The sequence below is a fragment of the Psychrobacillus sp. FSL H8-0510 genome, from assembly GCF_038008345.1.
Lineage (GTDB): Bacteria > Bacillota > Bacilli > Bacillales_A > Planococcaceae > Psychrobacillus > Psychrobacillus psychrotolerans.
Genome location: NZ_JBBOYZ010000001.1, coordinates 380,388 through 392,396 on the forward strand (window position 1 = coordinate 380,388; position 12,009 = coordinate 392,396).

12 protein-coding genes are annotated in these 12,009 nt (G+C 37.2%); 3 read left to right on the forward strand and 9 right to left on the reverse strand.

What is annotated here, in order from left to right:
• Positions 1 to 12: 12 nt before the first annotated feature.
• From MHI40_RS01925 to MHI40_RS01950, 6 genes are all read right to left on the reverse strand, one after another.
• Positions 13 to 990, reverse strand: coding sequence for a BMP family lipoprotein (locus MHI40_RS01925; RefSeq protein WP_340761295.1), 978 nt, complete (start codon positions 988 to 990; stop codon positions 13 to 15).
• Between the two features lie 160 nt (positions 991 to 1,150).
• Positions 1,151 to 2,572: an aldehyde dehydrogenase family protein gene (locus tag MHI40_RS01930; RefSeq protein WP_340761296.1), complete on the reverse strand. Its 1,422-nt coding sequence runs from the start codon at positions 2,570 to 2,572 to the stop codon at positions 1,151 to 1,153.
• 150 nt (positions 2,573 to 2,722) lie between these two features.
• A complete protein-coding gene (locus MHI40_RS01935; RefSeq protein WP_340761297.1) occupies positions 2,723 to 3,292 on the reverse strand; it encodes a PepSY domain-containing protein in 570 nt (189 codons plus the stop codon).
• Positions 3,293 to 3,562: 270 nt separating this feature from the next.
• Entirely contained in the window at positions 3,563 to 4,276 is a 714-nt protein-coding gene (locus MHI40_RS01940) for a PepSY domain-containing protein (protein ID WP_340761298.1), read from the reverse strand.
• Positions 4,277 to 4,347: 71 nt separating this feature from the next.
• Positions 4,348 to 5,697 (reverse strand): sensor histidine kinase, encoded by a 1,350-nt coding sequence (locus tag MHI40_RS01945; RefSeq protein ID WP_340761299.1) that lies wholly within the window; start codon positions 5,695 to 5,697, stop codon positions 4,348 to 4,350.
• Entirely contained in the window at positions 5,694 to 6,395 is a 702-nt protein-coding gene (locus MHI40_RS01950) for a response regulator transcription factor (protein WP_340761300.1), read from the reverse strand. The genes MHI40_RS01945 and MHI40_RS01950 overlap by 4 nt, the downstream gene beginning before the upstream one ends.
• A gap of 127 nt (positions 6,396 to 6,522) precedes the next feature.
• On the opposite strand from MHI40_RS01950, the gene MHI40_RS01955 reads away from it, so the two are divergent.
• From MHI40_RS01955 to MHI40_RS01965, 3 genes are all read left to right on the forward strand, one after another.
• Complete coding sequence (locus tag MHI40_RS01955) at positions 6,523 to 6,675, forward strand: hypothetical protein (protein WP_340761301.1); 153 nt, start codon at positions 6,523 to 6,525, stop codon at positions 6,673 to 6,675.
• Between the two features lie 132 nt (positions 6,676 to 6,807).
• On the forward strand, positions 6,808 to 7,128 hold the full coding sequence (locus MHI40_RS01960) for a four-helix bundle copper-binding protein (RefSeq protein ID WP_411747325.1): 321 nt from the start codon (positions 6,808 to 6,810) through the stop codon (positions 7,126 to 7,128).
• Between the two features lie 117 nt (positions 7,129 to 7,245).
• Entirely contained in the window at positions 7,246 to 8,496 is a 1,251-nt protein-coding gene (locus MHI40_RS01965) for a cytochrome P450 (protein WP_340761303.1), read from the forward strand.
• A gap of 192 nt (positions 8,497 to 8,688) precedes the next feature.
• Here the strand turns inward: MHI40_RS01965 and MHI40_RS01970 are convergent, their stop codons facing one another.
• The 3 genes from MHI40_RS01970 to MHI40_RS01980 are packed head-to-tail and all read right to left on the reverse strand — an operon-like array spanning position 8,689 to position 12,003.
• Positions 8,689 to 9,267, reverse strand: coding sequence for a TerD family protein (locus MHI40_RS01970; RefSeq protein WP_093536187.1), 579 nt, complete (start codon positions 9,265 to 9,267; stop codon positions 8,689 to 8,691).
• 28 nt (positions 9,268 to 9,295) lie between these two features.
• Complete coding sequence (locus MHI40_RS01975; protein ID WP_093536185.1) at positions 9,296 to 10,372, reverse strand: toxic anion resistance protein; 1,077 nt, start codon at positions 10,370 to 10,372, stop codon at positions 9,296 to 9,298.
• A gap of 17 nt (positions 10,373 to 10,389) precedes the next feature.
• Positions 10,390 to 12,003, reverse strand: coding sequence for a YceG family protein (locus tag MHI40_RS01980; RefSeq protein WP_340761304.1), 1,614 nt, complete (start codon positions 12,001 to 12,003; stop codon positions 10,390 to 10,392).
• Positions 12,004 to 12,009: the final 6 nt, after the last annotated feature.

Here is a 12,009-nt window from a genome sequence, read left to right on the forward strand (position 1 = left end):
GTCACCTTATTTCTATTGTAGTATTGTTATAGAACCATTTGCGATATCTTCTTGTAGTTTAGCTATCCGATTTTTCTCAGCGGCCGATAATTCGATTACACGAATAGGTGCAATACTTACACCATTTTCCTTTATGCCTAGTATTTGATTTTTCTCAGATATTTTACCGTCTTCGACTAGTTCTTGTATGGTATTGAAAATAGCAATGTCCACTTGTTTTAGCATAGAAGAGACAATCGAATTCTCCGCCAAGTAAAACTGATCGCTGTCTACTCCAAATGTATAGATGCCTAAGCGTTCAGATTCCTTTATAACGCCAACTCCTGTGAAGCCTGCAGCAGGGTAGATATAGTCAGCTTTGGCTGAAATCATTTCTTTTGCAATGCTTTCACCCAATTTATCATTGCCGAAGTCATTCGCGTATTCGGATAACACTACTGCCTCTGGATTTTCAGATTTTACACCTGCTGTAAAGCCTTTTTCAAATTTATGGATGAGCGGAACATCCTCACCTCCAACAAATCCAACAACATTACTTGTTGTTTTCATACCAGCTATTGCTCCTAACAAAAACGAGGCTTCCTCTTCTTTAAATGTTACGTTGTTGACATTGGGTAGGTCTGATTGAGCATCTATTAGTAAAAATGATGTTTCTGGATATTTCTTTGCAATCATTTCAAGGTCTTCTTGGACGGAAAATCCAAGGCCAATAATTAGATCGTTACCAGATTTCACTAGCTGCTCTAGTCCTTTTGCATATGTCTCTGTTTCTTGGATTTCTTTATACTCAAATGAGATATTCAGCTCATCCCGTGCTTTTTCTAAGCCTGCAAAACCTAAATCAGAGAATGATTGATCTCCAAGTCCTGCATTCGAAAGCATAATCCCAATTTTTAATTGCTGATTCTCTAAAGTGGGTTCCTTCTCCGTGCATCCCGTAATAATTAATAAAGAGATAAATATTAATGAAATAATAAGACCTTTGTTCATACAGACACTCCTAATGATAAATAATTGATATTCTTGACTAATATCGTCTCATAATCAAGATACTTAAGCTGTTTTATGTACATTAATAATTCAGAAATTTAGGTAGAACAATAAAAAAAGAGCCATTTGGCTCCTTTTTTGAGAAAGTATAAATTTGGTTTTATTGTTGATTCCAAACAACAAGCTTTGTCTCTGTCATTTCCTGAATTGCATATTTTATGCCCTCTTTACCAGTACCGCTATCTTTCACACCACCATATGGCATTTGGTCGACACGGTAGGTAGGGATATCATTAATCATGACACCCCCAACTTGTAGCTCTTTGGAGGCTTTAAAAGCAGTCGAAATATCATTTGTGAAAATACCAGCCTGAAGGCCAAAGTTGGAATTGTTAATAGCATCAATACCCTCATCTATAGAAGAGATGCGGTTTACTAAAACGATTGGAGCAAAAACTTCTTGGCAAGACACCTTAGAGTCTGCACCCACATTAGTTAAAATTGTAGGCAAGAAAATACCATTTTCTATCATGCCTCCAGAAATAACCTTAGATCCTTGTTCCACTGCTTCTTGTACCCAACTTAGCGCTCGTTCTTGTTCGTCCGGGTGAATCATAGCAGAAATATCTGTTGACTCATCCTCTGGATTTCCAATTACCAACTTGTTCGTTAAAGTAGAAAATTGCTCGATAAATTCATCGTATACTTCATCCATTACATATGTGCGTTGTAAAGAAATACAAACCTGACCTTGGTTAGAGAATGCACCCATCACACATTTTGGAACAATTTGGGCTAAGTCTACATTTTTGTCGATTATCAATCCGGAATTAGAGCCTAGTTCAAGTGCTACTTTCTTCAATCCTGCTCTATCCCGAATCCCTTTTCCGACTGCAGGACTACCAGTAAAAGTAATCATTTTTACTTTATCACTTTTTATTAGGGCATCTCCAATTGTTTTTCCGCTACCTGTCACTACATTAAAGGCACCCTTTGGCAATGCTGTTTGATCGATTAACTCCGCTAAAAAGAGTGCAGAAAGGGGAGTCTGTGAGGCAGGTTTCAGAACAATTGTATTACCCGCAGCAATGGCAGGACCGACTTTATGTGCCACTAAATTTTGAGGGAAATTAAATGGTGTAATCGCACCAACTACTCCAATTGGCTGCTCAATAGTATAGCCAAAACGGTTCGCTCCATTTTGAGCAGCATCCATAGGAATCATTTCTCCAGTTAGTCGCTTAGCTTCCTCAGCGGCAAATTTATAAGTTTCTATAGTTCGGTCAATTTCCCCTAAAGCATACTTAATCGGTTTTGAAGCCTCTAAGGAAATAATTTCCGCAGCCTTTTGACGATGATCAATAAACAATTGTGCAATATGCTCTAAAACTGCAGCTCGTTCATATGCAGTTAAGGCAGTCATTTGTTTTCTTGCTTCATCTGCTATGTCAAATGCTATATCTACTTCCTGCTGAGTTGCTTGTGGAATCTGTGCTATTACTTCCTTCGTGTGAGGAGAGTGAAGCTCCTTATATTTATTTGAAGATACCCATTTACCATTCACATAATATTGCTTTTTCATCGAATCATCCTTTCAAAATTCTACTTTCTGTAGTTAATCCTTATAGATCTCATGATTCTAACTATAACTTTACTATACCCATTTATAACAGTCATAAAAAAAGCTTGATGGATATCCATCAAGCGGTAACTATTATTATTATTATTATTATTAATCGTCAAAACGATCGTCGTCATTATCAAGCTCCGACTCTAGAATTTCTCCAGAGCTAGCATCGATTGTGAACTCTGCATTTCCTTTATCAGTACGAAGTTCTAATTCATATTCATATCGACCATCATCAGAATCTAAACCGATTTCTACTAATGTACCTTCGAATTGTTTTTGAGCAATTTCAATTGCTTCAGCTTCTGTAATAAGTTTAGTATTTGCTGTTATATTATGCTGAACATCGTCGGCATCATCTTGGTTGTCGTTATCTTCTCTTACATTTAAGATCTTTGCGTTATAGGCATCTATTCGTACTTCGAATTCTTTTGACTTTTCTCCATTTATATCTACTTCATAAAATGTTTTTCCATTATTTTTTTCAAGATCTATACTTTCAATTGCGCCTTTAGCTTCGTTCAGTGCTACTTCTTTAGCTTTTTCGAAACCGATTAATTTTTCACTTTGCGTTTTACTAAGATTCAGATTGTCGTCATCTGCCAAAGCATTAATCCCAATTCCACCACTAATTATAAGTACAGCTGCTAATGAACCAATTACTAATTTTTTCATTTTATTGTCCTCCTATGTTTTGTTTGCCTTACATGTATTACTATATACAGCAAAAAAGAAAGGACGGGGAGCGGAAGGTTAAAATTTGGATAGAATTTAACATTATACTCATAAAAGGTTTGGATGAAATTCCGGTTTCGCGAGTAATCACCAACATTCACTAAACTAAACATCATTTGAACGACGTCATCGCAATAAAAACATGCTGTGTAGTAAATTTAACAAAAAAGAAAGGCTGGTAGCGGCAGTAGCCACACCAACCTTGTCTAACTAGTTCTCCCAATTTACCGATTTCACCTTACCTGTATATGCGTCAACTTCGACAACTGCTTCACGATCTTCTTCTTCTCCATTTTCAATCTCAACTTCTACTAAATAATAAGGTGGTTGACCAGTAGGTTGATGAAGTTCTGCATCATCATCGGCGGTACCTTTTAAATGAGTAGCAGCTATAGTAAGTGCCTCTTTCTCAGTGATTAGGATATTTTCAGTTGAGACAGGATCTTCTATTGGAGACTGCGAAGAATCTATTATGGCACCATTATAGGGATCCACTTTTAGATTGAATTCAACATTTTCCTTGTGAACAACGACTTCATAGTAAGGATTCTTTTCATTTATAAAAAGTACGGATTGAATCTCACCTTGAGTAGCAATTTTCTTTTTGATCTGCGCTTCCGTAAGTGTTTCAACAGCTAGGGGCACTTCCTCAGTAGCTATTTGTTTGAGGGAAAGAATAGTTCCATTGTTGGTATCCATGCTAATAGCATAAACTCCGTTTTCCATTTGCATGTCAATTTCATATTCGTTCTCCGATTTAGTCGTACGAATTATTTCGCCAGGGTATTTTGTAAGTGCTACGGATTTCAATTCCTCTTCTGTAAGTGACTTAGAAGAAAAAGGGGAAAGCCAAAGCACACCAACTACTATCAAAATAATTAGCGTTACTCCTCCGATTATATAACCGTTCTTACTTATTTTCATCGTGTCTCACCTCATGGTTAAGTTTGTTGGCTATAGTATATAACGCAAAAGTAAGAATTTGGGGAGAGCAGCTATTTATCTTTTGGCAGAAACAGCGTCACAGTTGTTCCTTGTTTTTCTTTACTGTTTATTTCAATTCGTGCACCGAGTGCATCAGTTATATCTTTTGCCATAGTTAAGCCGAGACCGGATCCACCTTGCTTACGACTTCGTGCCTGATCAACGCGATAAAATCGATCAAACACTTTAGGTAAATCCTCATTAGGAATGCCAACTCCTCTATCCTGAATTTGAATAGTCAAATCTTTATCTGTTTGACCTATACGAACAGTAATCTTACCATCACTGTATTTACGTGCATTGTCTAAGAAGATAAACAGTAATTGCTTTAGTTTTTGAATATCTGTGTAACCGACTGTTTGATGGTTACCTTCCATCTCTACTTCTCGCTGATAGGTAGTTTGGAACGTGGTTACTGTCTCTTGGACAAGCTGGGTAATATTAATCTGCTCTAATTGAATATTCCATGGCTCCTGCTTTGCTATCGACAATAGCTGTTCTGTCATTTCTCGCATTCGTATAGCTTCGGAGTGGATAGCATCAATGGATTCTTCAAATAAGTCAGGACGTTCTAAACCTCGACGCTTCAGTAAGTCTGCATAATTTTCGATAATAGTTAGGGGAGTCCGAAGTTCATGAGATGCATTGGAGACAAATTGCTCCTGCTTTTCGTAGTTCGTTTGGAGCAACTCCATCATGTGATTGAACGTTTTACCCATCTCGACTAGTTCACCTTCGTTAGTATCCTCTAACTTCAGTTGCTGAAATTGGCCACTTTTTTGAATTTCCTTCATTGTGTTAATCATTGTACGGATAGGTTGAATAATTAAATTGCTTAAAATTCGGCTAGAAATAAGGGTCGGTACAATTGCGATAACTGTAACAACGATTAAAATAATAGCTAAGAGGTGGATCATCTCATTAGTAGCAGCTATGCTTGTTGTCACTTGTATATTCACGACGGACCCGTCAATCCAAACAATAGGTACTGATACGAAAACATACGGTGAACCCTCATACGTTATCAACTTACTAACTTCTCCTGTGTAAAAGCTACTTACCCGCGCACCTAGTTTTTCTTCAGTAGGGGAGGTGAATTTACCATCACTTGTTAAATCCTCTTTTAACAATTGAATCATTCCGTCTACGGGTACGTTAGCGCGTAAAAGCTCTCTCGGCGCAATACGGTCAACGGCACCTCTAATATCGGTGACGACCCTTTCAACCTCGGCGTGTGTACGCTCGAGTTCATTTTCTTTTATCAAATGACTGAACACAAAATAGATAGAAGTGTTCATAATTAGGAGCAGCACGATAAATAATACCGACGTGTATAAGTTTATTTTATTGCGTAGCTTCATGTGGCTTCCTTCAGGACATATCCTACGCCTCTAACTGTATGAATGAGTGAAGCATCAAAATCTGCATCGATTTTTTTACGCAAATATCGGATATAAACGTCGACGATTTTTGTATCACCATAATAGTCATAGCCCCAGACAGCCTCTAGAATTTGTCCACGTTCTAACACTTGTCTTTGGTTTTTCAATAAATATAGAAGTAAATCATATTCCTTTGGTGTCAAACTGACGTTTAAATCATTTCTAATAACTTCCCTTGTTTTATCATTTAATCGTAGATCACTAACTTGAAGCCACTCTTCATCAAGCGGACTTGAAGCGGGTGTTGCTTGGCTCATCCTAAGCACAGCACGTATTCTAGCAAGTAATTCTTCCATTCTAAAAGGTTTTGTTATGTAGTCACTGGCACCAAGGTCAAGACCGGAAACCTTGTCCTCAATAGAGTCCTTGGCCGTCAATAATATTATTGGGACAGATGAATTTTTCCCTCGAATGCGTCGAAGTAATTCAATTCCGCTCATACCTGGCAACATTATATCTAATAATATCAAATCCCATTTTTGGGAAAGGAACATTTCAAAAGCTTCAATTCCATCCAATGCCTTACCTGTTTCATAGCCTTCATATTCTAATTCAATTTCGAGTAGCCTAACAATTTTTTCTTCATCTTCTACAATTAGAATAGATTCTTTAGACAAAATAATCCCACCTTTCGAATCTTTATGTAATCCCATTATATCAATAATGGTTGACTAGTGAGAACGTAAGGGATTGCGCATCCTTAAACTAGAAATATGAATAGCTTTTCACTTTTTATCTTTATCGTTGCTTAAAGGTTTACTTGGTGTAATAGGTGGTTGGATTCAATCACCTGAAGGTTTTTTATGGTTTATTTTCTCACCATTGGCTTTTGCCATCAGCGTTCCATGGAGGGAAGCAGTGCAAGCAGGTTCATATATAGGTCAAAAACTTAAATAATTTGTGCCTATTCATCATTTGCACTTATGTAAATATAAGTTCTCAACTATCTATAAACAGTTTAGATCCAAAGTTTAAGGGAATAATTAGTTAAGAATAAGTCTATGGAAAGTGAGGAGAATTATTTTGCAAATGTCTTATGAAGAGTGCATCAAGGCATGCCAGGAGTGTTTAGAGGCATGTAATAATTGTTTTCAAGCCTGCCTAGGTGAAGATCACGTACAAATGATGGTGGATTGTATTAAGCTAGATCGTGAATGTGCGGATATTTGCAGTTATGCTGTTCAGGCAATGACTCGTAATAGCCCATTCGTCCAGGAGATTTGTGCTCTATGTGCTAAAATTTGTGAGGATTGTGCAGAAGAGTGTGCAAAACACGACCATGAACATTGTAAACGCTGTGCAGAGGCTTGCCGAACATGTGCTGAAGCTTGTCGTCAAATGACTGCATAAACATAGTTATTCGAACCCTTCCGCTTTAAGCGGAGGGGTTTTTATATGTATAAGTTTTAATCAGGTCCAATAGGGAAAAGATGAGGAGGAAAGTTCTAGAAGAGAGGATGATTGGTCATGAATAATAGTTTTCCACGTGAAGAAGGAATGGACCACAGTCTGAGTTTGTTAAGAGAAGGATATATGTACATTCCAAATAGAAAGAAAAGTTTCGCTTCCAACATATTTGAAACACGATTATTGGGACAAAGTGCAATTTGTATGAGTGGAGAAAAAGCAGCAGAATTATTTTATGATGAAGAAAAATTTATGAGAAATGGTGTAGCACCGAAACGTTTGCAAAAGACACTGTTTGGAGAAGAAGGAGTTCAAACATTAGATGATGAAACACATCGACATCGTAAGTCGATGTTTATGTCATTGATGACAAAGGGCCGCCTTGAAGTATTACATGAGATTACTGAAGTACAATGGCAACTTGCTGCAAAGAAATGGGAGCAAGTGGAACAGATCATCTTATATGATGAGGCAAAAGAAATCATGTGTAGAGTAGCATGTGAATGGGGAGGAGTCTCGATTAAAGAAGAGGAATTTAAAGAAAAAGCGGAGCAGCTAGCTGCCTTATTTGAATCTCCAACCGCTCTTGGCCCTCAGCATTGGAAGGGAAGACATGCCCGTAAACAGATAGAACAGTGGTTAGGTGGGTTAGTTAAAAAAGTTCGCGATGGAAGTCTTACTCCGCCCGAAGGTACTGCTCTACGTGAAATCTCTTTGCACAAAGACTTAGAAGGTAAATGGTTAGATGAAAAAGTTGCTGCTGTTGAGGTAGCAAACATATTAAGGCCAATTGTGGCAATTGCCATTTATATTAACTTTACTGCATTAGCAATTCACCATTACCCAGAACAAAAAGAAAAACTGGAAACAGCAGGTGCTCAGTATTTTCAAATGTTTGTTCAAGAAGTAAGACGTTTTTATCCGTTCTTTCCGATGGCTGCAGCTAAAGTTAGAAAAGACTTTGTTTGGGAAGGGTATTCATTTAAGGAAGGAACATTGACGTTACTTGACTTGTATGGAACAAATCATGATGCAGAACTGTGGGAAAATCCAGATTTATTTAATCCCTATCGGTTTTCTGGATGGGATAAAAGCCCATTCGATTTTATACCGCAAGGTGGGGGAGATTATATGATGGGGCACCGTTGTGCTGGGGAATTTGTGACTATTGAAATAATGGAAGTATCCCTAAATTATTTAGTTAATCACCTAACTTACCAACTTCCAGATCAAGATTTGAGTTATAGCCTAGTTAGTATGCCTAGTATCCCGAAAAGCGGGATTATCATGAAAAGTGTTCGAGTAAAATGAAGTAATCGCGCTCTATAAAAAACGGGCTAACAAACACTCGTTCTTAAACCTAATTTTATATTTTCGAGAATGCTCTGGACATACTTATTTCCATAGTAATCCTCTTAGGAACAGGTAAAAAGATACTATGTTATAAAAAAATCCCGAGTGTTAAATATACACTCGGGAACCAATGGAAGATTACTGAAAATATTAGCTCAAACCAAATTCATTAATTAGTGATGCTAAGCCGCCTTGGAATCCGCTTCCAATTGCATTGAATTTCCACTCATTATTGTGGCGATATATTTCTCCTACAACAAGTGCTGTTTCAATTGAAAAGTCTTCACCTAGGTCATAGCGAACAATTTCTTCGTTCGTATCTTCATTAACAATTCGTATAAAAGCGTTTGAAACTTGGCCGAAATTTTGTTTGCGTTGGTCTGCATCATGAATAGTTACAGTAAAAACGACTTTTTGCACAATACTAGGAACAAGTGGTAGTTTAACTAGTAGTTGCTCATCGTCCCCGTCCCCGTCCCCAGTACGGTTATCCCCAGTGTGGATAACTGAACCTTCTTCACTTTGGAGGTTATTATAAAAGATAAAGCTTTTTTCGTTAAAGGCTTTACCATTTCCGTCTACAATAAACGCGGAAGCATCTAAGTCGAAATCCTCTCCACCACTATATCTATTCGTATCCCAGCCTAGTCCAACTAAGACATTCGTTAATCCTGGATTCGTTTTCGTTAAATCAATTTTTTGTCCCTTTGAAAGGTTAATAACTGACATTTTGTTTCCCCCTCATCCAATTTTAAAGTTATTTTCTTTGTCCGTTTTCATACTTCTTTTGTAATTCTTCTAGGCGAAGACGACCTTCTTCTCTCATTTTACGATTTTCTTCTTCGATTGCTTTAGTTTCGTTCATCCCACGCATAATAGTATCCCATGTTTGCTCAATTGTTTCGATTTTAATACTAGGCTGCCCGGACATTCTAGCGATATCCACACTTTGCTTGGATATATCATTAGCATTACGAAGTAACATTTCATTTGTTCTACGATCTAGCTCACTCATAGATTGGGCCACTAGATTTTGTCTTTTCGCAGAAATGGCATTAATAAGTCCTGTTTTAAAAATTGGAATAGTTGTTACGAATGCTGAATTTATCTTGCCGATCAACTTCGTATTGCCTCGCTGAAGCATTCTAATCTGTGGTGCTGATTGATAGGAGACCTGTTTAGCCATTTCCAAATCATAAATACGTTGATCTAGAAGTTCAATTGCATTTTGTAAAGAATTCAGTTCCATTAATACTAGCTGATCACCATTTTCAGCTTTTTGCTGTAGGTTAGGCACTAGCTGTCTTAATTGGTTTACTTTTAATTCTCCAGCTACAATATATTTTTCCAATTCCATAAAATAGTTGAAATTTTTGTCGTACAAGTCCTCTAGTGTTACAGTAGATTTTTTCATTTCTGTCTCATACTTCGTTATCTCCACAAATACCTTATCGATTTCGCCGCCCATTGTTTGATACTTGTTGAATAGCTTTTCGATTATTTTCTCACCTTGTTTAAAGATTTTACCGAAAAGAGAGGGCTTTTGAACAAAATCTTTTTTGTCGAACTTATCCATAATTTTGCCGAGTTGTTTTAAAAGTTCACTAGATTCTTCCATACTACTAGACTTAATCGTGCTTAAAATTTGTCCTGTAAATTTGGAGATTTCATCTGCCGGCTCACGACCGAATTCTAATAGTCCAATCTGATTTTTAGGGTCTATTTTTGCAACAAGCTGTAATACTTGTGGGTCACGTTTCAACTTAGCTTTTAAATCATTACTTTCTTCCATCATTTGTTCTTGTTGTTCAATTTCTAACTTTTGTAATTCCATATTTTTTCCCCCTATTTCTATAGAAACTTCTTGAAAATTTTATGAACTACACTTGGCTCCTTAAAAGGATCGTTAAAACTTCGGTCGTCCATCCAGTGTATATCAAAGGTACCTTCCTGAACCCATTTTTCGATATCAAGATGTCCTTTCGGATTTACGATAATAATATCTAGCCCTAAATGATGCATCATACATAAGGCGTTGGCGTCAGATCTGGAAAGTTCAGGACCTTTCTCCTCATTGTAGATGAATATAGTAGGCACAAATTGAGGATAATCGAATGTTTGTAATAGCCGGATAACAAAATCAGGTAGTACCATGGATTGAGCAAAAGCATATAACTGCAAGTCTTCCGTTGTTTCATTGGACTGTCGATTAAGTATTGGTTCGTTCACATGTTTGGCGATAGTCTCTCCAATGGCGGTTTGCGTGCCAAGTGGAAGTTTGTCGTATGTCCACCAATTGGCAGCTTTCATTTTCTCAGGATCTAACATACCATCTGCTTTTAAAGCATCTCGGTAATGGAAAAGCTGATTGGTTTTTTGTTCCTTCGTGAAAGGGAACTGACGAATAACATGCGTATCATCTCGTTCTGTTAACGAGTGAACATTATTCCAAAAACGTTTTCTATTTTTGTCTATTCCTAACAGTTTCGCGAAAACTACAGGAATTGTAACTTGTTGGTTACTAACCTGGAAATGGGGACGAATCATTGCTCTTTCTTTAGATATTAAGAAAGCTTCATCTTCAGTTGTTTTCAAACGGATAGAATTGATGGAATACGATTTAAATTGGAATGGCTTGTAAAGACCCGAATCATCATGATGTAATAGCTCGTTAATCTCTTGAGTTGCTTTAAATGCAACAGTCCCTGCAATTTTTGGCATCTCTTCTGGCAATAGTTTAACATCTTGAGAAACCTTTGGAAAACGATAACTTAGGTCATCCTCAATGGAGAGTAAGGTTTTTGGCCAAGACTCGTTAGTAGGGTTAAAAATAACCACATGGAATCCAAAGTCAGCTAAATATGTAAGAAACCATTTTTCACTAGGGGTTGCAGTACCATACCAAAGAAAAGCTGGCATCCCCTGTACGAAATCTATTTCTTTTAGTGCAGGTTCTACATGATTGGATATCCATTTCACAAGATCTGTAGTTATCCGACGATATTCATGATGGAGAGTACCTTCTGTGTAGCTTTTTTGTAACTTTTTCAATAAATCAATTAAAACTGTTTTAATTCGTCTATTTAAACCAGGATCTTTTGAATCTGGTAGTAAAGAATAACCATCCAGAAAGGCGACCATACGATTGGGGGAGAGTCCTTTTTCTTTTTTGTGCAAGTCAAATAACTGATTGAGGGATCTTAACTTCTCGGCAGAAATTTTTTTGTTAAGTGCACCAGTCAAAATGCTTAGTTTTCCTAAGGAATCATTGACTTGTGTATGCAGAATCGAGAAATATTCATCTTCATCTAGGGACATGCCAATATATTGGCAAACTAGTTGAGGATACGTTAAGTTCTCTCCGTCCACTGTTACTTGCGAAGAGTCTCCTAAAGAATCTTTCAACCATCCTCCTATATTAGATGAATCCCACGACTTCATCCTAATGGGATTTAAATTAACCATGGGCTT

Coding starts and splice junctions, on each gene's coding strand:
- MHI40_RS01925 (WP_340761295.1), bottom strand. CDS start 990: ATGAACAAAGGTCTTATTATTTCATTAATATTTATCTCTTTATTAATT.
- MHI40_RS01930 (WP_340761296.1), bottom strand. CDS start 2,572: ATGAAAAAGCAATATTATGTGAATGGTAAATGGGTATCTTCAAATAAA.
- MHI40_RS01935 (WP_340761297.1), bottom strand. CDS start 3,292: ATGAAAAAATTAGTAATTGGTTCATTAGCAGCTGTACTTATAATTAGT.
- MHI40_RS01940 (WP_340761298.1), bottom strand. CDS start 4,276: ATGAAAATAAGTAAGAACGGTTATATAATCGGAGGAGTAACGCTAATT.
- MHI40_RS01945 (WP_340761299.1), bottom strand. CDS start 5,697: ATGAAGCTACGCAATAAAATAAACTTATACACGTCGGTATTATTTATC.
- MHI40_RS01960 (WP_411747325.1), top strand. CDS start 6,808: ATGTCTTATGAAGAGTGCATCAAGGCATGCCAGGAGTGTTTAGAGGCA.
- MHI40_RS01965 (WP_340761303.1), top strand. CDS start 7,246: ATGAATAATAGTTTTCCACGTGAAGAAGGAATGGACCACAGTCTGAGT.
- MHI40_RS01970 (WP_093536187.1), bottom strand. CDS start 9,267: ATGTCAGTTATTAACCTTTCAAAGGGACAAAAAATTGATTTAACGAAA.
- MHI40_RS01975 (WP_093536185.1), bottom strand. CDS start 10,372: ATGGAATTACAAAAGTTAGAAATTGAACAACAAGAACAAATGATGGAA.
- MHI40_RS01980 (WP_340761304.1), bottom strand. CDS start 12,003: ATGGTTAATTTAAATCCCATTAGGATGAAGTCGTGGGATTCATCTAAT.